General features: G+C 72.4%; 18 protein-coding genes. 7 read left to right on the plus strand and 11 right to left on the minus strand.

Annotated elements, in window-relative coordinates; translation table 11 throughout:
* Positions 1-21 precede the first annotated feature (21 nt).
* On the minus strand, positions 22-1,293 hold the full coding sequence (locus tag DTL70_RS23720) for an acetate kinase (protein ID WP_114023983.1): 1,272 nt from the start codon (positions 1,291-1,293) through the stop codon (positions 22-24).
* Between the two features lie 51 nt (positions 1,294-1,344).
* Positions 1,345-3,483: a phosphate acetyltransferase gene (gene pta, locus DTL70_RS23725; RefSeq protein WP_114023984.1), complete on the minus strand. Its 2,139-nt coding sequence runs from the start codon at positions 3,481-3,483 to the stop codon at positions 1,345-1,347.
* A gap of 407 nt (positions 3,484-3,890) precedes the next feature.
* Between pta and DTL70_RS23730 the strand changes: the two genes are divergently transcribed.
* The gene (locus DTL70_RS23730) at positions 3,891-4,916 is read left to right on the plus strand and encodes a 6-phosphofructokinase (protein ID WP_114023985.1); all 1,026 of its coding nucleotides are present in this window, start codon (positions 3,891-3,893) and stop codon (positions 4,914-4,916) included.
* 74 nt (positions 4,917-4,990) lie between these two features.
* Here the strand turns inward: DTL70_RS23730 and DTL70_RS23735 are convergent, their stop codons facing one another.
* Genes DTL70_RS23735 through DTL70_RS23745 form a run of 3 tightly spaced genes read right to left on the minus strand, consistent with a single transcriptional unit; the run spans position 4,991 to position 7,925 of the window.
* Positions 4,991-7,501 (minus strand): protein kinase domain-containing protein, encoded by a 2,511-nt coding sequence (locus DTL70_RS23735; RefSeq protein WP_114023986.1) that lies wholly within the window; start codon positions 7,499-7,501, stop codon positions 4,991-4,993.
* Positions 7,502-7,510: 9 nt separating this feature from the next.
* Positions 7,511-7,723: a hypothetical protein gene (locus DTL70_RS23740; protein WP_114023987.1), complete on the minus strand. Its 213-nt coding sequence runs from the start codon at positions 7,721-7,723 to the stop codon at positions 7,511-7,513.
* 1 nt (position 7,724) lies between these two features.
* Positions 7,725-7,925, minus strand: a complete 201-nt coding sequence (locus DTL70_RS23745; RefSeq protein ID WP_114023988.1) for a hypothetical protein — start codon at positions 7,923-7,925, stop codon at positions 7,725-7,727.
* A gap of 151 nt (positions 7,926-8,076) precedes the next feature.
* Here DTL70_RS23745 and DTL70_RS23750 point away from each other — a divergent pair, with 151 nt between their 5' ends.
* The 3 genes from DTL70_RS23750 to DTL70_RS23760 are packed head-to-tail and all read left to right on the plus strand — an operon-like array spanning position 8,077 to position 9,310.
* On the plus strand, positions 8,077-9,012 hold the full coding sequence (locus tag DTL70_RS23750; protein ID WP_114023989.1) for a helix-turn-helix domain-containing protein: 936 nt from the start codon (positions 8,077-8,079) through the stop codon (positions 9,010-9,012).
* The gene (locus tag DTL70_RS34410) at positions 8,954-9,094 is read left to right on the plus strand and encodes a DUF397 domain-containing protein (RefSeq protein WP_342776508.1); all 141 of its coding nucleotides are present in this window, start codon (positions 8,954-8,956) and stop codon (positions 9,092-9,094) included. The genes DTL70_RS23750 and DTL70_RS34410 overlap by 59 nt, the downstream gene beginning before the upstream one ends.
* Before the next feature lie 12 nt (positions 9,095-9,106).
* Positions 9,107-9,310, plus strand: a complete 204-nt coding sequence (locus tag DTL70_RS23760; protein WP_114023991.1) for a DUF397 domain-containing protein — start codon at positions 9,107-9,109, stop codon at positions 9,308-9,310.
* Between the two features lie 22 nt (positions 9,311-9,332).
* Here the strand turns inward: DTL70_RS23760 and DTL70_RS23765 are convergent, their stop codons facing one another.
* A complete protein-coding gene (locus tag DTL70_RS23765; RefSeq protein ID WP_147266809.1) occupies positions 9,333-10,163 on the minus strand; it encodes a DUF4232 domain-containing protein in 831 nt (276 codons plus the stop codon).
* A gap of 286 nt (positions 10,164-10,449) precedes the next feature.
* Entirely contained in the window at positions 10,450-11,715 is a 1,266-nt protein-coding gene (locus DTL70_RS23770; RefSeq protein WP_114023993.1) for an MFS transporter, read from the minus strand.
* A 95-nt stretch (positions 11,716-11,810) separates the two neighbouring features.
* On the opposite strand from DTL70_RS23770, the gene DTL70_RS23775 reads away from it, so the two are divergent.
* Positions 11,811-12,794, plus strand: a complete 984-nt coding sequence (locus DTL70_RS23775) for a LysR family transcriptional regulator (protein WP_245979585.1) — start codon at positions 11,811-11,813, stop codon at positions 12,792-12,794.
* 330 nt (positions 12,795-13,124) lie between these two features.
* On the plus strand, positions 13,125-13,748 hold the full coding sequence (locus tag DTL70_RS23780) for an LAETG motif-containing sortase-dependent surface protein (protein WP_114023995.1): 624 nt from the start codon (positions 13,125-13,127) through the stop codon (positions 13,746-13,748).
* Between the two features lie 206 nt (positions 13,749-13,954).
* Here DTL70_RS23780 and DTL70_RS23785 read toward each other — a convergent pair whose 3' ends face one another.
* From DTL70_RS23785 to DTL70_RS23795, 3 genes are all read right to left on the minus strand, one after another.
* The gene (locus DTL70_RS23785; RefSeq protein WP_114023996.1) at positions 13,955-14,989 is read right to left on the minus strand and encodes a chitinase; all 1,035 of its coding nucleotides are present in this window, start codon (positions 14,987-14,989) and stop codon (positions 13,955-13,957) included.
* A 124-nt stretch (positions 14,990-15,113) separates the two neighbouring features.
* Entirely contained in the window at positions 15,114-15,827 is a 714-nt protein-coding gene (locus DTL70_RS23790) for a response regulator (protein ID WP_114023997.1), read from the minus strand.
* Positions 15,824-17,506: a sensor histidine kinase gene (locus tag DTL70_RS23795; RefSeq protein ID WP_114023998.1), complete on the minus strand. Its 1,683-nt coding sequence runs from the start codon at positions 17,504-17,506 to the stop codon at positions 15,824-15,826. The genes DTL70_RS23790 and DTL70_RS23795 overlap by 4 nt, the downstream gene beginning before the upstream one ends.
* A 177-nt stretch (positions 17,507-17,683) precedes the next feature.
* Between DTL70_RS23795 and DTL70_RS23800 the strand changes: the two genes are divergently transcribed.
* Entirely contained in the window at positions 17,684-19,099 is a 1,416-nt protein-coding gene (locus DTL70_RS23800) for a cation:dicarboxylate symporter family transporter (RefSeq protein ID WP_181861052.1), read from the plus strand.
* Positions 19,100-19,180: 81 nt separating this feature from the next.
* On the opposite strand, the gene treS is transcribed toward DTL70_RS23800, so the two are convergent.
* Positions 19,181-20,905 (minus strand): maltose alpha-D-glucosyltransferase, encoded by a 1,725-nt coding sequence (gene treS, locus DTL70_RS23805; protein ID WP_114023999.1) that lies wholly within the window; start codon positions 20,903-20,905, stop codon positions 19,181-19,183.
* Between the last annotated feature and the right edge of the window lie 67 nt (positions 20,906-20,972).

The following is a 20,972-nucleotide window of genomic DNA, read 5'->3' on the forward strand; positions in this document are numbered from 1 at the left end:
GAACGATTCGGGGCGGCGGGCTCAGCCGGCGCCGCCCTCGGGCCCGGGGCCCGGTGAGGCGGTGACCAGCGCGTAGCTCTGCTCTGCGATCTCCAGTTCCTCGTCGGTCGGTACGACGGCCACCTTGACCCGCGCGGACGCGGGCGAGATCAGCCGTGCTTCCTTGCCGCCCGCCGCGTTCAGGTCGCCGTCCACGGCCAGGCCCAGTTCTTCCAGGCCCGCCACGGCGGCCTCCCGCACGGGCGCGGCGTTCTCTCCGACGCCCGCGGTGAAGACCACGGCGTCCACCCTTCCCAGTACGGCGTAGTAGGCGCCGATGTACTTCCGCAGCCGGTGGATGTAGATGTCGAACGCGAGCCGGGCGGCCGCGTCGCCCGCGTCCATCCGGCGGCGGATCTCCCGCATGTCGTTGGCGCCGCACAGCCCCAGCAGGCCGCTGCGCTTGTTGAGCAGGTCGTCCACCTCGTCGGCGCTCATCCCGGCGACCCTGCCCAGGTGGAAGACGACCGCCGGGTCGATGTCGCCCGAGCGGGTGCCCATCACCAGGCCCTCCAGCGGGGTCAGCCCCATCGAGGTGTCCTCGCAGCGGCCCGCGCGTACCGCGGAGGCGGAGGCGCCGTTGCCCAGGTGCAGCACGATCAGGTTGATGTCGGCTGCGTCCTTGCCGTCCCTGCCCAGCAGTTCGGCGGCCTTGCGCGAGACGTAGGCGTGCGAGGTGCCGTGGAAGCCGTAGCGCCGCACCCGGTGGGCGTCGGCGGTCTCGACGTCGATGGCGTAGCGGGCCGCGTGCTCCGGCATGGAGGAGTGGAAGGCGGTGTCGAAGACGGCGACCTGCGGCAGGTCGGGGCGCAGCCGCTGCGCGGTGCGGATGCCGGTGACGTTCGCCGGGTTGTGCAGCGGCGCCACCGGAACGAGCCGTTCGATCTCCGCGAGGACGGCGTCGTCGATGACCGTCGGCTCGGTGAGCTTCAGACCGCCGTGCACCACCCGGTGGCCGATCGCCGCCAGCTCGGGCGAGTCCAGGCCGAGCCCGTCGGCGGCCAGCTCCTGCGCGATGGCGGCCAGCGCCGCGTCGTGGTCGGCCAGCTCGCCCTGCCACTCGCGTTTCTCGCCGCCGGTGGACAGCGGCTGGTGGGACACCGCCGAGGTCTCCTCGCCGATCCGCTCGGCGAGGCCTGCGGCCAGCCGCGCGCGGTCGGCCATGTCGATGAGCTGGTATTTCACCGACGAGGAGCCCGAGTTGAGGACGAGGACACGGGTGGGGGCGGGGCTGGGGCCGGTCGGGGTGGTCACGTCGCGAGAGCCTTCTTCAACGGGGGCGGGGGGTGGAGGCGGGAGCAGGGGTCAGGCGCCGGGGCCGGGGGCGTCGGCCTGCGCCTGGACGGCCGTGATCGCGACGGTGTTGACGATGTCCTGCACCAGCGCGCCGCGGCTCAGGTCGTTGACGGGCTTGCGCAGGCCCTGGAGGACGGGGCCCACGGCGACGGCCCCGGCCGAGCGCTGCACGGCCTTGTAGGTGTTGTTGCCGGTGTTCAGGTCGGGGAAGACCAGCACGGTCGCCCGCCCCGCCACCTTCGAGTCGGGCAGCTTCGTGGCGGCGACCGAGGGGTCCACGGCGGCGTCGTACTGGATGGGGCCCTCCGTCAGCAGGTCGGGGCGGCGCTCGCGGACCAGTTCCGTGGCCCGCCGCACCTTGTCCACGTCGGCGCCGGAGCCCGAGGTGCCCGTCGAGTACGACAGCATCGCGATCCTGGGCTCCACCCCGAACCTGGCCGCGGTGGTGGCCGACTGGATCGCGATGTCCGCGAGCTGTTCGGCGTCGGGATCGGGTACCACGGCGCAGTCGCCGTAGACCAGCACGCGGTCGGCCAGGCACATGAAGAAGACGGAGGAGACGGTCGAGGCGCCAGGATCGGTGCGGATGATCTCGAAGGCCGGACGGATCGTCGCCGCAGTGGAGTGCACGGCGCCGGAGACCATGCCGTCGGCCAGCCCTTCCTGGACCATCATCGTGCCGAAGTAGGACACGTCGGCGACCACGTCGTGGGCCAGCTCGTGGGTCACGCCCTTGTGGGCGCGCAGCTTCGCGTACGACTCGGCGAACCGTTCCCGCAGCGGCGAGGTCTGCGGGTCGACGATCCTGGCGGTGGCCGCACCGCCGGTCGCGGGCGCCTCTCCGTCGGCCAACAGGTCGAGGCCGACGCTCAGCTCGGCGGCGCGTTTGCGGACGGTCACCGGGTCGCCGAGCAGCGTCAGGTCGCAGATGTTGCGCCGCAGCAGCACCTCGGCCGCGCGCAGCACCCGCTCCTCCTCGCCCTCGGGCAGCACGATGTGCTGCCGCCGGGCGGCCCCGGTCCGTGAGCGCTCCACCAGCTCGTGCTCGAACATCATGGGCGTGACGCGTGCGCTGCGCTCCACGGCCAGCCGCTCGGACAGGCGCGCGGCGTCCACGTGCGTCTCGAACAGGCCCAGCGCGATCTCGGCCTTGCGCGGGGTGGCGGCGGTGAGCTTGCCCTCCAGCGACAGGAGGGCGTCCGCGGTCTCCATGGAGCCCTCGGTGACGACGAGCACGGGCGTGCCCGGCGCCAGCCGGGAGGCCAGCGCGAGCGTCTGCTCCCCGGGGTGCTCGTCCAGGGTGAGCAGGACCCCGGCGATGGCGGGGGAGCCGGCCGAGTGCGCGGCCAGCGCGCCGATGATCAGGTCGGAGCGGTCGCCGGGCGTGATCACCATGCAGCCTTCGGTGAGCGCCGGCAGGAAGGCGGGCAGGTGGGCGCCGCCGAAGACGAGGTGGCGGACGTCGCGGGAGAGGCCCGCGTGGTCCCCGAGCAGCACCTCGGCGCCGGTGGCCTCCTTGATCTGGGTCACGGTCGGCGCGGCCAGCGCGGGCTCCTCGGGCAGCACGTACACCGGTTCGGGCAGCCGCTCGGCCAGGCCCCGCACGGCCTCGGCGGCCGCCGGCTCCGCGACCCGGTTGGCGACCATCGCGATCAGGTCGGCGCCGAGGGAGGCGTAGGCGTGGTGGGCGTTGCGCACCTCGGCGACCACCGCGTCCGGTGCCTGGTCACGGGCCGCGACGACGGGCAGCACGGCGGCCCCGAACTCGTTGGCGAGCCGCGCGTTGAGGGCGAGCTCGGCGGGCAGCCCCGTGTCGGCGAAGTCGGTGCCCAGCACGAGGACCGCCTCGTAGGAGTCGGCGACCCGGTGGTAGCGCTCCAGCAGGCGCGATATCAGCTCGTCCGTGCCCTGCTCGGCCTGGAGCGTGGCCGCCTCCTCGTAGCTCATGCCGAAGACCGAGGAGGCGGGCTGGGAGAGCCGGTAGCGGCTGCGCAGCAGGTCGTAGAGGCGGTCGGGACCTTCGTGCACCAGCGGCCTGAACACCCCCACGCGGTCCACCTGCCGCGTGAGCAGTTCCATGACGCCCAGCTCGACGACCTGGCGGCCGTCGCTGCGTCCGATGCCGGTCACGTACACGCTGCGCGTCACGCGCTGTCTCCTCCGGGTCGCGGTCCGCTTGGTTTCGCGTCGCTTCTTGTGGCAGCCGTTTCCGCCGGCAGGCGCTTCTTCCCGAATCCACGGGTCTTCCGGAGACCACCGACAAGGGTACGGCTTTACCCTTGACAGTACCTGCGCTCGTCGCTATACCGCTCGCCAGGCCGGCGCCGGTGCCCGGCACGCCGAAGCCCGGTGCCGGGCGCCGCGACGGCGGCCCGGGCACGGGTCCGCATGCTGGGCGGGGCCCATGCCCGCGTCTTCAAGACGTGAAACAATCGCACCGGCTCACATGGACCAGTGGCACCGGACAGTGAGGTCCGATCGTGCCCCAAGCGGCCCGCCCCCAGGCGGGCGCCCGTTCCCAGGCGGGCATCTACGGAGCAGGAGAAGCGAACCCCATGCGCATCGGAGTCCTCACCGCAGGCGGAGACTGCCCCGGTCTCAACGCCGTGATCCGATCCGTCGTGCACCGTGCCGTGCACGACCGCGGCGACGAGGTCATCGGCTTCGAAGACGGTTTCAAGGGCCTGCTGGAGGGCCGCTACCGCCCCCTCGACATAAACTCCGTCAGCGGCATCCTCGCCCGCGGCGGCACCATCCTCGGCTCGGCCCGCCTGGAGCGCGCCCGGCTCCAGGAGGCGTGCAACGACTCCGAGGAGCTGATCGAGCGCCTCGGCCTCGACGCGCTCATCCCCATCGGCGGCGAGGGCACGCTGACCGCGGCCCGCATGCTCGCGGAGATCGGCCTGCCGGTGGTCGGCGTCCCCAAGACGATCGACAACGACATCTCCGCCACCGACCGCACCTTCGGCTTCGACACCGCCGTCACCGTGGCCACCGAGGCCATGGACCGCCTCAAGACCACCGCCGAGTCGCACCAGCGCGTCATGGTCGTGGAGGTCATGGGCCGGCACGCGGGATGGATCGCCCTGGAGGCGGGCATGGCGGGCGGCGCGCACGCCATCTGCGTCCCCGAACGCAACTTCGAGGTCGACGACCTGGTGAAGATGGTCGAGGAACGGTTCTCGCGCGACAAGAAGTTCGCGATCATCTGCGTCGCCGAGGGCGCCCACCCGGCCGAGGGCTCCATGCCGTACGAGAAGGGCGTGATCGACCAGTACGGGCACGAGCGCTTCGCCGGCATCGGCAACCGGCTCGCGGTCGAACTGGAGCACCGCCTCGGCAAGGAGGCCCGCCCCGTCATCCTCGGCCACATCCAGCGCGGCGGCACCCCCACCGCCTACGACCGGGTGCTCGCCACCCGCTTCGGCTGGCACGCCGTCGAGGCCGCGCACCGCGGCGACTTCGGCCACATGACCGCGCTGCGCGGCACGGAGATCGTCATGGCGCCGCTCGCCGACGCGGTGACCGAACTCAAGCGGGTGCCGCAGAACCGCATGGACGAGACCGAAGCGGTCTTCTGAGCCGAGGCCCGCGGGCGCCACGGCCCGCGGGCTGACGCGGCCCCTCCGGTCCCGGCGCACATCGCGGCGGGCGGCTACTTCGGCGCAGTGGAGAGCGTGCGTACCCGGTGCCATGCGCCGTCCTTCCGCTCGTCGACCCAGACGGGGCGGTCCGCGACCTGGCCGTCGGCCAGCCGGTAGGGGCCCAGCAGGCCGTCCGCCGAAGCGCCGGCCAGCTTCGTGCGCACGCGGTCACGGGCCTGGCCGACGGTCGGCTCGCCGTCCAGCACGGGCCCCAGCTGCTCGGCGGCCAGCAGCGTCGCGTCGTACAGCTCGGCGGCGCCGCGCAGCCGCAGCAGCTTCTTCAGGGAGGCGGGCACGGAGCACAGTTTCGGCGTGTGCGCGCAGTCCGGCTTCTGCGTCTCGTCGCGGAAGGAGCGGAAACGCAGCGTTCCGTCGGGAAGGTGCCGGTCCCTGCGCGCGTCCTCCGCGACGTCGTCGGAAGGGTCGCAGGCCGCGTACCTGCCGCCGTGGAGCACGATCTGCTTCCCTTCCGCGCGGGCCGCCCGCGCCCACGCCGCCGTCTTCCCGTCGTCCGCCGACACGTCGTTGGGCAGCACCACGCCGTCCGCGTCGTACCGCCGGATCGCTCGGCGCACGTCGGGCTCGCTCTCCAGCGGCTCGTCGGGCGCGACGGCCTCGACGCCCGAGGAGTTGAAGTCCGCTGCCTCCACAGCGGCCTCGTCGGAGACGAGGAGCGCGCGAACGCCGTGCTCTCGGCGCAGCTCGTCGGCCTCGACGCCGGCGAGACCGGCCTCGGACACCGAGAGGGACGCGCCACTCACCGGCCAGTCGGCACGGCAGGAGTCCAGCGTGGGAACCCTGGCGTCGGGGTGGTCGGCGTCACCGGACAGAGAGGCGGTCTTGCCGACCAGCGCCACCATGGAGGGGTGCTGGCGCAGCACGTCGGAGCCGGTGGAAGTGTTCGTGTCGACCGGTACGACGCGCAGCGGGACCTTCTCGCCTCGCCGGCGCTCCACCTCGTCGACCGCGGCCCTGGCCACCCGGGCGAGCTGATCGGACGCCGCCTGCGGGTCCTGGAGGGGCAGCGCGACACCGACGCCCAGTTCGTAGGTGTCGGGGGTCAGCCTCTCCGCGATGTCGAGGGCGGAGCTGCCGTTGCGTGCCGGGGCGTCGTCGTTCGCGCCGAGGACGAAGGACGAGCCGAAGACGAGGGCCGTCGCGGCGACGTAGGCAGCCCGCCGCCACAGCACCTTCTTCTCGCGGGCCGTCCTGCGGACCGGCGGGCGAAGCCGCGGCTCACGGCCGTTCCGCCACCCGTACGGGTCTGCGGGGCCGGTCCGAGCCGGGACCGGGACCTGGCCGCGCCCCGCACCGGCCACCGTGCCCGCCGCACTTGACGGCTGCACCGGGGCTGCTGGGGCCGCCGGGGCTGCTGGGGCCGCCGGTGCGGCCTTGCGGGGTACCTCCGGCTCGCGGAAGGCCGTGGGCGCGGCACGCTTCGGCTGCCGCTCGCCGGAACCGGCGGTGGAAGGGGACGCGCTCGCCTGCGAAGCGCCCGGTGCCGCCCCCGGGCCCCCTTCGCGCGCCTCCGTGCGCGGCTCGTGCTCTGCCGCCGGGGGCGGCGTCCTGCGGTCCGGTACGCGGGGTGTACGCAAGACCGTGCCAGGGCGGCCCTCCTGCTCCGGTCCGGCAGCGGCGTCGCCGCGCGCCTGCGCACCGGAGCCGGCGACCTCCCGGATGCGCGCCAGCGCCTCGGACGCGTCCGCCGGGCGGTCGACGGAGTCGCGGGCCATCAGGTCCAGGACCAGCCGGTCGACGCCCGGGGGCAGGGCCGCGCGTGCGCGACTGGGGCGCAGGGGCACGTCGTTGAGGTGGTTGTACATGACGCCGGCCGCCGAGCCGGTGTACGGCGGGCGCCCGACGAGGAGTTCGTAGAGCACGCAGCCGAGCGCGTACAGGTCGGTGCGCCCGTCCACGCCGGACTGCCGGAACTGCTCGGGGGCCATGTACAGGACGCTGCCGAACGGCATCTGGCCGGTCGCCGTCAGCTGCGGATCGCTCGACCGCGCCTCGGTGAACTTGGCGATGCCGAAGTCGACGACCTTCGCGCGGCTGCGCCCCTCCTCGCCCTCGACCATGATGTTGGCCGGTTTGATGTCGCGGTGGACGACGCCCGCCGCGTGCGCGGTCTCCAGCGCGCGGCACACGTCCGCGCTCCAGCGCAGCGCGTCGGCGAGCGGGACGCGTCCCGCCTCACGCAGCACCTCGTGCAGGGAGGGGCCGTGCACGAGTGCCATGACGAGGAACGGGGTGGCGGCCCCGTCCGAGGTGTCGGTGCCGTGGTCGTGGACGGCGGCGATGTGCGGGCTGTCCAGCGCGGCGGCCGAGCGGGCCTCGCGCCGGAAGCGGCCCAGCAGTTCCTCGTGCCCGGTGTCCTCGGCGGTGCCCTCCTGCGGCCTGAACACCTTGACGGCGACCTCGCGGTCGAGCGTGGTGTCGCGGGCCCGCCACACCTGCCCCATGCCGCCGGAGCCGAGCGGTGCGATCAGCTCGTAACGGTCGTTCAGCCGGCGCCCTCGCATGGGCACATGTTAGAGCGTCTTCTCGAACGCCTGCCCGCCCGGCGCCTGTGCGGGCGCCGCCCGCAACTGGTCCCCGTACCGGAAGATCATCACAGGTGGCTCGCCCACGCCCCGCTGCTCCAGCAGCACCCGGTAGATGAACGGTGCGGGCCCGGTCACCTGTACGACGCGGCCCGCCTTGCCGGTCCTGGCGTCCCGCACCCGGTCGCCCTCCGACCACATCTCACACGCTCCGCAAGGGCCGCGTGACGGTGGTCGGTTCGCCGTGTGTGCGGCGCAGGTGGGCGCCGTAGAGCGCCTCCAGATCGGCCCTCGGTCGGGGGTCGCCGGCCGCCCGCCTGATCATCGTCCGGTACCACGCGCAGTCGGCGCAGTCCGGTTGTGCGCTTTCCTGTTCCTCGGATTCCGGTTCGGCCTGTGTCATGACTACTCCCGCCCATCCGCTGCGAGTTGGTGACTTTCTGTGGTGAGAACAACACGGAGAGGGCTAACGTGGTGCGGAGTGAACGCCGTCCTTCACATGTGCGGAGCATGCGCAAGGCGGTCTCGGCGGCTCTGTGGGCAGGTCAGCGGCTATGAAGAGGCAGCAACGTGCTGTGAATGTGAGTTCCCCGAGTGGCGGCACTCTCGGCGACGACATCCGGCAAGTACGCGAAGCGCGTCGGCTCACCCAGCGTGCGCTGGGGGCGGCGGCCGGTTATTCGGTGAGCTACGTGACCAAGGTGGAGACGGGGGTGGTGTTCCCGGCCCTGCGCTTCGTGGAGGGCTGCGACCGCGCCTTCGGCACGGGCGACCTGTTCGTCCGACAGCGGCGGCGGTTGGTGGAGGGCGAGAACCCGGCCTGGTTCACGCCCTACCTGGAGGCGGAGAAGGTGGCTACCAGTATCCGAGACTTCTCAACCGTGCTGATCAGTGGCCTACTTCAGCACGAGGAGTACGCGCGGGCTGTGCTTCAGAGCGGTCGTGCGGTCGCGCCGCAACTGGACCGCGACGCCCTGCTCGTCACGCGCCTGCGCCGCAGAGAGATCATGGAGCGCTCCGCACCCCCGCGGGTCTGGGTGATTCTCCATGAGGCATGCCTTCGTGCTGAGGTGGGATCGGCGCGGGTGATGGTGCGGCAAATGGTGCACCTCCTCACGGAGATCCGACAGCACCCCACGCTTACGGTGCAGGTCCTGCCGTACTCCGCAGCGAAGGACGCGACCGGCACTCCATACGTACTGATGGAGATCCCTGACAGCGCCCCGCACGTGTTCATCGAACACCCACATGGCAGCCAGCCGTACAGCGCCCCGGCGAAAGTGGCTCATGCCTCGGCCCTTTTCGACTACTTGCGGGCCTGCTCCCTGAGCCCGGATGATTCCACCGCATGCATCAGAGCGATCAGGGATGACCATGAGCGAAACGCAGTGGATGAAGTCCAGCTACAGCGATCACCAAGGCGGCAATTGCGTGGAGTGGGCGCCGGGGCTCGCGTTCGGCGGCGGTCTGGTCCCGGTGCGGGACAGTAAGGACACTGGTCGTGCGCCGTTGTCGTTTCCGTCGGCGGCGTGGTCGGCGTTCGTCGAAGGTGTGAAGCGCGGCCGCGTCTGAAAGGCAGGTCACATGAGCGCCAGGCCCGTTTGGATCAGGTCCAGCTACAGCGACGGCACCGGCGGCAACTGCGTCGAGTGGGCGCCGGGGGTCGCCTCCCGCACCGGCGTCGTCCCGGTGCGGGACAGCAAGGACGTCCGCAGGGCGCCGCTGTCGTTCTCGTCCGCCGCCTGGGCCGCCTTCCTCGGAGGCGTGAAGCACTCTGCGGACTCGTGAGCGCGGCCGGCCATCGGCCGCGCTACTCGCCGGCTGACGCCAAAGAGGTGGCCGCTTCCGCCACGCTGCTTTGGTAGAGGCCCATCGTGGGGTTGACGACTCGCGCGTCGCCGCCGAGCGGGAAGTTCCGGGTGGCCGCGAGAGGCATGTTGGTGCCCTCCTGGTCGGCCAGCACGTTGAGTTCGTCGACGTCGGCGGCACCGCCGCCGCGGGCGCCGCTCGGGTTGAGGTCGATCACCGTGTAGGCGCTTCGGCCCGCCGGGACCGGGAAGCGCGAGGTGCCGCTGGCGAGTATCGGCTTGATGTTCTTGCTCTGGTCCGGGGAGCCTGAGTTGCCCAGGTCGACCCCGGGGGAGGAGCTCAGGCTGCACGCGGCCGCGCCGGTGTTGCGCGTCTCGATGACCCGCTGGCTGGGCGCACCGGCACGTGCCGTCACGTTGATCGTGAGGTTCTGGCTGTCGCACGGGTGGGCTGCCGCGCCGTCGTCCGACGAGCCGGAGCCGGGCTTCCCGCCCGAGGCCCCGCCGGTGCCGCGTCCGCCCGAGCCGGACGTGCTCAGGGCGTCCTCGTTGTCTCCGCCGCCTTTCCCGGTCTGCGACGACGAGGGTGAGGCGCTCCCCTTCTCCGAGGAGCTGTGGGAGGGATCGCCCGGCGCGGGTGCCGCTTTGCCGGCCACCGTCTTGGGGGCGTCGGCCGTGTCGTCCTGCGCACCGCACCCGGTCAGCAGGGCCGCCGCGAGTCCCGCACCGACGGCCGTCGCGAGGCACATCCGCGTGGTGAGCCGTCGCCGGGCGCCCCGGGCCTGTTCGGGTCGTCCGCCCGCACGCGCCGCCCCAGGCTGCTGTTCTCCCACTACCGTCACTCCCTGGCCGCCCTCCGGCGCGTAGAGGCCTTACGGGGTCACACACGGCCTGCGGGGCCGGGCTACCGCCCCGTCTTCACTGTTCCTGCATGCTCCGATGATCGGTACGGCGAAAAGGTTCACGGAAGGGCCCTTGTTGTTCGAGTCTCCGGCAGGCTCCGCCGGTGGCCCTCTGGGGCGTGTTGCCAGGGTGGTTCGGCCACGAGGTCGCCGGACGGCCCGAGAGCGCGGCTACCGGCGCCTCAGCGGGTGTGGGCCCCGCGCCGCCCCGAAGCGCCTACGCCACGTCGTCACCGTGCCCGGGCGAACCCGCAGATCCGCTGCGCGCCGCACACCGGGCTCCGGAGCGGGAGCGGACGGCGGGGTGGAGTGCCAGCAACACGACGGCGGTTGCCGCCAGTGCCGCGCCCGCCCAGAGGACGGCGGGAAGGGGCGCCGTGTCCGCGACGCGGCCGCCCGCCAGGGCGCCGAGGGCGATCGAGGCGTTGAAGACCGCGGCGAACAGCGCGCCCGCCGCCTCCCGGGTCCTCGCGGCCGTCGCCAGCACGTATGCCTGACTGCTGACCGAGACCCCGCCGTAGAACACGCCCCACAGCAGCAGAACGCCGATCGCCGCGGGGGCGTGCCCGCCCAGCAGTGCCAGGGCGGCCATCGTCGCGGCCATGCCGCTGCCGAGTACCAGCAGGACGCGGCGCGGGGTGCGTGAGGCCGTCGTTCCGGCAGCGAAGTTGCCGGCGATGCCCGCCGCGCCGTAGCCCAGGAGCAGGACGCCGATCAGGCCGGGGGCGACACCGGAGACCTGTTCCAGGAAGGGGCGGACGTAGGTGTAGGCGGTGAAGTGGCCGACCACCAGCAGGGCCAGGAACAGCATGCCGGTGCGCAGCGGCACGTTGCGCCGGAGTCCGGCGAGTTCGCGCGGGCGTACCGCTCGTTCGGCCGGGAGCGCGGGCAGCGCCAGCACCAGGGCCAGGGCGACGAGCGCGGTGAGGGCGGCAGCGCCGAAGAACGCGGCCCGCCAGTCCAGGAGCTGTCCGAGCATGGTGCCGGCCGGGACGGCGAGCACCGAGGCGGTGCCGATCCCGGCGAACACGGCGGACAGCGCCCGGCCGACCCGTGCGGCGGGCACGAGGCGTACCGCGAGGCTCGCCGCCACTGCCCACACGCCGCCGTGCGCCACCCCCGCCGCGACGCGGGCGAGCAGCAGCACGAGGAGCGAGGGGGCCAGCGCCGAGAGGAGGTTGGCGGCCGCCATCACGGCCATCAGCGCCGCCAGCAGGAGGCGCCGGTCCACGCGGCCGGCGAGCAGCGGCAGGGTGGGCGCCGCGACGGCCGCCGTCAGGCCCATGAGGGTGACGGTGAGGCCCGCCGAGCCCTCGGAGACGTCCAGTGCGCCGCCCATCGGGGTGAGCAGGCCGACGGGCAGCATCTCGGTCGCGGTGATGGAGAACGTGGCGCCGGTGAGGGAGAGGACGGCGAGCCAGGAGCGGAGCGGCGTCCTGTCGGCTGCCCGGCCGGAGGCGGAGGCGGTGGCGGTTTCGGTCATGGACCCAGCCAACGCCGCGCGACCTGCGGGAACAACGGCGGACTTCTCATCCTTCCATGAGCGGGACTCATCGATGGGCGAGGGGAGCGGGGACGGTGCCACGGGAGGACGGGGTGCGGCCGGGCGGCGAGGGGCCGAGGTCGCTGGAGACACGCGAGCTGGAGTGCTTCCTCGTGCTGGCCGAGGAGCTGCACTTCGGCCGGGCGGGGGAGCGGCTGTACGTGTCGCAGAGCAGGGTGAGCCAACTGCTGCGCGCGCTGGAGGGCCGGATCGGGGCGCGCCTGGTGGAGCGCACCAGCAGGCGGGTGGCGCTGACGCCGCTCGGGGAGCGGTTCCGCGCCGAACTGGAGCCGGCTTACGGGCGGCTGGCCGCTGTGGTCGAGGAGGCGCGCTCCGCGGCCCGCTGCGTGCGGGGCAGCGTCCGGCTGGGCTTCCTGGGCAGCGCCCACCACCGGATGACGGCGGCGCTCGGGCTCTTCCACGCGCGGCATCCGGGCGTGACGACCAGCGTCGTGGAGGTCACCATGGCGGACCCGTTCGGGCCCGTGCGGCGGGGCGAGGTGGACGCGGCGGTGCTTCTGCTGCCCGTCGACGAACCCGACCTGGTGACGGGACCGCACTTCGAACGGCAGCCGTGGCGGCTGGCGGTGAGCATCCGGCACCCGTTCGCCGCGCGTACCGGGATCGACGCGGAGGAGTTGGTGGGGACCCCGCTGATCCACTCCGCGCCGCCCGCGCCCGCCTACTGGCGGGACCATCAGGCCCCGCTGCGTACCCCCGGCGGCCTCGCGGTGCCGCGCGGGCCCGCCGTGACCACGCTCCAGGAAGGGCTGGCGACGGCCGCGGCGGGCGGTGGCGGCATGCTGCTGTGCCGGCCGACGGCCGAGACGCACGTCCGCTCGGACCTGGCCTTCGTACCGGTCGCCGGACTCGGCTCCTCCGAACTGACCCTGGTGCGGGCCCGCGACGGTGAGACCGCCGTGGTCCGCGCCTTCGTGCAAGCCGTCACGGAGACGGCTTCGGGCACTGGCTCGGACACCGTCTCGGTCCCGCGGGCGCGCGCGGCGGTCGGCCTCTGACCGCGCCGCCGCCAGCGCACCTGACGGGCGCTCACCCGCCTCGCGGAAACCTGCCGTGCGGCGTGCCGTCGGGCCGCCGCACGGCACGGGGGACGGATCACATCGGTGCGCCGCGGACCGTCATCGAACCGCAACGTTGCCGGACGCGGCGTGCGGCCACAGCTGCGACCTGGGCTCCTGCGGCTGTGCCGGAGCGGTGCGGAACTGCTCGCTCCGGAGGAAGAGTTGAATATACCGGGGCGGGTGTGTCCCGGGTTGTGGAGGCGAGTACCGTGCTGTCACCCGCCGTGTGGGTTTTGTGCGCGGCGTGGCCCTACCGGAAGGAAAACGATGACAGCACTGCGCCTCAGATGGCAGCGGTCGATCGCCATCGCGGCGACCGGTGCCGCGGCGTTCGTCGGCACCGCCATAGCGGCCGCCCCCGCCCAGGCACACACCCCCGGCTGGTCGGTCACCTGTGACTCGGTCTCCATCGACCTGAAGGCCTACGCCCAGAGCGGCAACAAGGTCACGGTCAAGGCCGGTGACGAGGTCCTGATCAGCGAGAACTTCGGCGCTTCCTTCAACAAGAAGGTCGACCTGCCCGAGCACAGCAAGCCGCTGACGGTGACGGCCCAGGTCGTCGCCTCGGACGGCGACCAGTACAGCTGGGGCCCGGAGACGAAGACGTCGCCGGTGTGCGACACCCCGGCACCGACCCCCAGCGAGTCGGAGTCCACCGAGCCCTCGCCCAGCGCCAGCCCCTCCCAGAGCGCGAGTGAGAAGCCGGAGCCGAGCGCGCCCGAGAGCAGCTCCAGCGCCCCGGCGGCCAAGCCGCAGAGCGGTGGCGAGGACCTGGCGGAGACCGGTTCCTCCAGCAACACCCCGATGATCGCCGGGATCGCGGCCGCCGTGGTCGTGGCCGGTGGCGGTCTCGTGTTCTTCGCGCGCAAGCGCCGTTCGTCCCACAGCTGAGGACGGACCCCGTAACGCCGCCCGGCGGCCCGTCCCCTCGGGCCGCCGGGCACCTTTTTCTCGCCGCACCGCCGCACCGCCGCGGAACGCGAAGGGCGCTGTGTGCGAAGGCCCCGGCCACGCGAAGGCCCCGCCACGGTGTCGCACCGTGACGGGGCCGGACGGCGGAGCTCACCCGGGCGGGTGCCGCCGGATCAGGTGTGGGCTCAACCGCCGTACCCGGCGAGGATCTTGGAGAACTCCCACTCCTGCTGGTCGACGCCGCTGCACGAGTCGCCCGGGCTGCCGCCGCCCGCGCACGCGCGGTCGCGGTTGACGGCCCAGAAGCTCACCCGCGACAGGCCCTTGTCCTTCGCGTAGTCGACGATCTGCTGGAAGTCGCCGGGGGAGACCTGTTCGCCCTGCACGTCGGTGGTGCCGTTCATCGAGGAGAGCCCCGACTTGCCGTAGGCCTCCGCGTCGGACAGCCCGTAGGCGGCCTTGACCTCGTTCTTGAGCCCGTCGACGGCGGACTTGGTGGCGGCGACCATGTCCGTGGTGCCGTCGCCGAAGTCGAACGGCATCACCGTCCAGCCGTCCACGTCCAGCCCGGCCGCCGCGCCCTTGGCGATGAGGTCCTTGCCGTCGGCGGTCGGCCCCTGCGGGGTGGTGCCGAAGGTGACGTAGACCTTGATGCCCGCGTTCTGCTCCTTGACGATCTTGAGGGCGTCGACGACGCGCTGGCGGACCTCGGCGTTCTCCACCTCGCTCGCCTCGATGTCGATGTCGATCGACTTCAGGCCGTAGGCGTCGATGACCTCCTGGTACGCCGCCGCCAGGTCCTCGGCGCTGGAACAGGCCTCGCCCAGCTTGTTGCCGCTCCAGCCGCCGACGGACGGGGTGACGTCGCCGCCCGCCTGCTGGATGGCCTTGATGGCCTGCTCGTCCTGGCCGCCGGCCAGCGGGCGCTGGCCGTCCCAGGCGGGGGAGCAGCCGCCGTCGGAGAGGATGAACGCCATGGTGAGCTGCTTGGTGCCGGTCGCCTCCATGAAGGAGACCGGGTCGGGCGGGTTGCCCCAGCCCAGGTAGAGGTAGGGGCCGTTCGTGCCGCTGGGCGCCGCTGTGGCGTTCGCGTGCTGCCCGCTCGCCTGTGCGGTGACGGACGGCAGACAGACGGCCAGGAGTGCGGCCGTCGCACCGAGGCCGGCCGCGACTCTGCGGTGGGCCCTGCGGCGGTGGCGGCGTGAGAGGTGGGGGGACACGCAACTCTCCCTTCGGGGGAACCGGTTGCTGATGCCGTGCTCGTTGCCGCCGCACGCTAGCCCCGCGGCATTGGTATAGACAATAGGGCGGCAGGAATCGGCGCGGAACGCCCGTGCGGAAGGCTCAACTCCCGCTCGTCGCGCCGGGCCCGGGTCCGCGCCACGCGTAGTGGTGCTCGGGGCGCCCCACCTGCCCGTACCGCTGCCGCCTGTCCGCGTCGCCGGTGGTGACCAGGTGCTCCAGGTAGCGGCGGGCCGTGATCCGGTTGATGCCCAGCGCGGTCGCCGTCTCGCTCGCGGTCAGCCCCCGGGCCGCGGCCTCCCGCAGGTGCGCGGTCACCCTGGCGAGGGTCGGCGCGCTGAGCCCCTTGGGCAGCGCGGACGACGCCGGGGCCGCCCGCAGGTCCGACAGCGCGCGGTCCACCTCGTCCTGGCTGGCCGCTTCGCCGTGCGCCTCGGCGGCCGTACGGAAGTCCCGGTACCGCAGCAGCCGGTCGCTGAGGGTGCGGAACGTGAACGGCTTCAGCACGTGCTGCACGACGCCGAGGGACACGCCCTCCCTGATGACGGCGAGGTCCCGCGCCGAGGTCACGGCGAACACGTCCTGGGTGTGGCCGGCGGCGCGCAGCCGGCGCAGGAGTTCGAGGCCGTTGCCGTCGGACAGGTAGAGGTCGAGGAGGATCAGGTCGATGCGCGCCTCCTCGTCCAGGGCGCGGACGGCCTCGGCGCGCGAGTGGACGGTCGCCGCGACGGTGAAGCCCGGGACGCGGCCGACGTAGAGGGCGTGGGCGTCCGCCGCCACGGGGTCGTCCTCGACGACGAGGACCCGGAGTGTCACGAGCGTGCTCCTTCCTGCGCGCACGGCAGCCGCACGGTGAACTCCGCGCCGGCGGGCCGCAGATCGCGCGCGTGGACGTCGCCTCCGTGCCTGCGGGCCGTCTGCCTCACGAGCGCCAGACCGATGCCGCCGCCACCGCTCTTGGTGGTCCAGCCGCGCTCGAACAGGGCCCCACCGGCCCCGCTCGGCAGGCCGGGACCGTTGTCCGCGACGCGGAGCAGCAGCCGGCGCGTGGGGGTCTCCTCGACGGCGACGGTGACGGTGACGCGGGGGGTCCCGCCTGCGGGCCCCGCCTTTCCACGTGCGCCGGGTGCCGCACCCGGCTCCGACTCCGGGGCCCCCGCGCCGCCCGGTGCGGCGGCCTCGACCGCGTTGTCGATCAGATTGCCCAGGACGGTGACCAGGTCCCTGGCCGGCAGCCCCGAGGTGTCGTCCACGTGGCTGTCCTCGGAGAGCGTGAGGTCGACACCGCGTTCGTGCGCCTGGGCGGCCTTGCCCAACAGCAGGGCGGCCAGGACGGGCTCGGCGACCGCGCTGACCACGCGGTCCGTCAGCGCCTGCGCGAGCTCCAGCTCCTCGGTGGCGAAGTCCACCGCGTCCCGCACGCGGCCCAGTTCGATGAGCGAGACGACCGTGTGGAGCCGGTTGGCCGCCTCGTGGGCCTGCGAGCGGAGGGCTTCGGCGAAACCGCGCACCGAGTCGAGTTCGCCCGTCAGCGCGCGCAGCTCGGTGTGGTCGCGGAGGGTGACGACGGTGCCGCGTCCCGCGATCGGAGAGGTGTTGACGACGATCACCCGCTGGTCGGTGAGGTGGACCTCGTCCACGCGGGCCTCGGCGCCCGAGAGCGCGTCCGTCAGCTCCCGGGGCAGGCCCAGCGCGGTGACGGGCGAGCCGACCACCTCGCCTCGCTCGGTGAGGCCCAGCAGGGTGCGGGCACCGTCGTTGACGAGGGCCACCCTGGCGTGTCCGTCGAGCAGCAGCAGCCCCTCCCGCACGGCGTGCAGCGTCGCCTGGTGGTAGTCGTACAGGCGGCTCAGTTCGGCCGCGTTCATGCCGTGGGTGTGGCGGCGCAACCGGGCGTTGACGACGTAGGTGCCCAGGCCGCCCAGCGCCAGGGCGCCGCCCGCGACCGCGAGCAGCGCTGCCAGCTGGTCGCTGACCTGCTCGCTGATGGTGTCGACGGCGATGCCCGCGCTGACCAGCCCGACGATGCGGCCGCCGTCGCGGACCGGGGTGACCACGCGCACCGAGGGCCCCAGTGTGCCGGTGTACGTCTCGTCGAACGTGCGTCCTTCGAGAGCGGGGCCGATGTGCCCCACGAAGCGTTCGCCGATCCGGTCCGGCTCGGGGTGGGTCCAGCGGGTGCCGTCGGTGTCCATGATCGTGATGAAGGTGACGCCGGTGTCGCGCCGGGTCTCCTCGGCGTACGGCTGGAGCCGCCGTGAGGGGTGGGGAGAGCGGATCGCGTCCCGGACGGAGGGGGAATCGGCCACCGCCTGCGTGGTCGCCCTCGCACGGTGCGTAGCGGACTGACTGGCCTGCGCCTTGCCGGACAGGTAGGCGAACAGCGCGCACCCGGCGACGACCACCGTGACCAGCACCACCTGCATGGCGAACAGCTGCCCCGCCAGGCTGCGCGGGCGGGACCGCACGGCAGGACGGGGGCGGGGGACACGCATGGTGACAGTTTGCCGTGGCTTGTTTCATGCACGTAATGCACGTAAGGGTGACGCCCGTCGCACCGTGGTGCATAGTCACCGGGACTCAACACGATATGGATCCGCGATGAACGTACCCCACCAGGGGCGTTACGCGGTGAGCAACGTGACGTGACCCATGGACGAGGAGCCGCCGACGTGTCGAAGAAGACACCGCAGCAGGCCGCAGCAGGCGCTGCGCCGGACGCACCACGGGTGAAGCGGGATCGCACCCACTACCTCTACATCGCGGTGATCGGCGCGGTGGTGCTGGGCGTGATCCTCGGCCTCACGGCACCCGGAGTGGCCACCGAGCTCAAGCCGCTGGGCGAGGGGTTCGTCAACCTCATCAAGATGATGATCTCGCCGATCATCTTCTGCACGATCGTGCTGGGCATCGGCTCCGTGCGCAAAGCGGCCAAGGTCGGCGCCGTCGGCGGGCTGGCACTCGGCTACTTCCTGACGATGTCGCTGGTCGCGCTGGCCATCGGGCTGGTCGTCGGCAACGTGCTGGAGCCGGGCCACGGGCTGCACCTGAGCGAGGCGGACCGCGAGGCGGGCGCCTCCCAGGCCGAGGGCGGGGAGGGCATGACCGACTTCCTGCTCGGCATGATCCCCAAGACCATGGTCTCGGCCTTCACCGAGGGCGAGGTCCTGCAGACGCTGCTGATCGCCCTGCTCGTCGGCTTCGCGCTGCAGGCCATGGGCAAGGCGGGTGAGCCGGTGCTGCGCGGCATCGGGCACCTGCAGAAGCTGGTCTTCCGGGTGCTGGCGATGGTGATGTGGGCGGCGCCCGTCGGCGCGTTCGGCGCGATGGCCGCCGTGGTCGGCGAGACGGGCGTCGACGCGCTGAAGTCGCTGGCCGTCATCATGATCGGCTTCTACGTCACCTGTTTCCTGTTCGTCTTCGTCGTGCTCGGGCTGATCCTGCGGCTGGTCGCCGGCGTCAACATCTTCGCCCTGCTGAAGTACCTGGCCCGCGAGTTCCTGCTGATCCTGTCCACCTCCTCGTCCGAGTCGGCGCTGCCGCGGCTGATCGCGAAGATGGAGCACCTGGGCGTCAGCAAGCCCGTCGTCGGCATCACCGTGCCGACCGGCTACTCCTTCAACCTCGACGGCACGATGATCTACCTGACGATGGCCTCGATCTTCGTCGCCGAGGCCATGGGCGACCCGCTCAGCCTCGGCCAGCAGATCTCGCTGCTCATCTTCATGTTCATCGCCTCCAAGGGCGCCGCGGGCGTCACCGGCGCCGGGCTGGCCACCCTCGCGGGCGGACTCCAGTCGCACCGCCCCGAACTCGTGGACGGCGTCGGGCTGATCGTCGGCATCGACCGCTTCATGAGCGAGGCCCGCGCCCTGACCAACTTCGCGGGCAACGCGGTGGCCACCGTGCTGGTCGGCACCTGGACGAAGGAGATCGACAAGTCGCGGGTCGCCGAGGTCCTCGCCGGGCACGTGCCCTTCGACGAGAGCACCCTGGCGGCGGACAGCGCACCCGCGGACCGCACCGGCGACGACGCGGGCCAGGTTCCCGCCCAGGAGGAGCGCCCCCAGGTCGCCACCAAGGCGTGAGCACCCCCTCGCGCCGCACGAGACGGCAAGGACCGCCCCCGACCCGCCCCCGACCCGTCCCGGGCCGGGGGCGGTCCCGGCTCAGGCGGCGGAGGAGGACGGCTTCCGCAGCCGGAACCAGTAGAAGCCGTGCCCCGCGAGCGTCAGCAGGTACGGCAGCTTCCCGACCGCCGGGAAGCGGACACCGCCGATGAGCTCCGCGGGAACGCGCCCCTCCCACTCGCGCAGGTCCAGCTCCGTCGGCTGCGGGAAGCGCGAGAAGTTGTGCACGCACAGCACCAGTTCTTCGCCCCCTTCGGCGGTCTTCAGCTCCCGCAGGAAGGCCAGCACGGAGGGATTGGAGGAGGACAACTCCTCGTACGAGCCCAGCCCGAAGGCCGGGTTCTGCTTGCGGACCTGGATCACCCGCCGGGTCCAGTGCAGCAGGGAGCTGGGTGAGCTCATCGCGGCCTCGACGTTGGTGACCTGGTAGCCGTGGACGGGGTCCATGACGGCGGGCAGGAAGAGCCGGCCCGGATCGCAGGAGGAGAACCCGGCGTTGCGGTCCGGCGTCCACTGCATGGGGGTGCGCACGGCGTCGCGGTCGCCGAGCCAGATGTTGTCCCCCATGCCGATCTCGTCGCCGTAGTAGAGGATCGGCGATCCGGGCAGCGACAGCAGCAGGGCGGTGAACAGCTCGATCTGTTTGCGGTCGTTGTCCAGGAGCGGGGCGAGGCGCCGCCTGATGCCGATATTGGCCCGCATGCGCGGGTCCTTGGCGTACTCCGCGTACATGTAGTCGCGCTCCTCGTCGGTGACCATCTCCAGCGTCAGCTCGTCGTGGTTGCGCAGGAAGATCCCCCACTGGCAGCCGGACGGGATGTGCGGCGTCTTGGCCAGGATCTCCGAGACCGGATAGCGGGACTCGCGCCGCACCGCCATGAAGATGCGCGGCATGACGGGGAAGTGGAAGGCCATGTGGCACTCGTCGCCGCCCACCGCGTAGTCGCCGAAGTAGTCGACGACGTCCTCCGGCCACTGGTTGGCCTCGGCCAGCAGCACCGTGTCCGAGTAGTTGGCGTCGACGACGGTGCGCACGCGCTTGAGGAAGGCGTGCGAGCGCGGAAGGTTCTCGCAGGTGGTGCCCTCTTCGGCGTAGAGGTAGGGCACGGCGTCCAGCCGGAATCCGTCGATGCCCATCTCCAGCCAGAAGCGCAACGCGGAGAGCATCTCGTCCTGCACGCGGGGGTTGTCGTAGTTGAGGTCGGGTTGGTGGGAGAAGAAGCGGTGCCAGTAGTACTGCCGGCGCACGGGGTCGAAGGTCCAGTTGGAGGCCTCGGTGTCGACGAAGATGACGCGCGCCTCCCGGTACCGCTGGTCGTCGTCGGCCCAGACGTAGTAGTCCCCGAAGGCGCCTTGGGGGTCGCGGCGCGAGGCGAGGAACCACGGGTGCTGGTCGCTGGTGTGGTTCATGACGAAGTCGATGACGACCCGCATGCCGCGCCGGTGCGCCGCGTCGACGAACTCGACGAAGTCCGCGAGGTCGCCGAACTCGGGGAGCACGGAGGTGTAGTCGGCGACGTCGTAGCCGCCGTCCCTGAGCGGGGAGGGGAAGATCGGCGGGAGCCACAGGCAGTCGACGCCGAGCCACTGGAGGTAGTCCAGCCGGGCGGTGAGCCCCCGCAGGTCGCCGATGCCGTCGCCGTCGCTGTCCTGGAAGGAGCGCACGAGCACTTCGTAGAAGACCGCACGCTTGAACCAGTCGGGGTCGCGCTCCTGGGCGGGGGTGTCCCCGAACGTGTCGGGAACGGGCTCGTTGACGGACATCGGGTGCTGGCGCTCCGGTGGGTGAGGGCGGTCGGTCGTCCCGCCCCGGTGGTCGGACTCCTCGGCG

It is taken from the genome of Streptomyces diacarni, from assembly GCF_003323715.1.
Lineage (GTDB): Bacteria > Actinomycetota > Actinomycetes > Streptomycetales > Streptomycetaceae > Streptomyces > Streptomyces diacarni.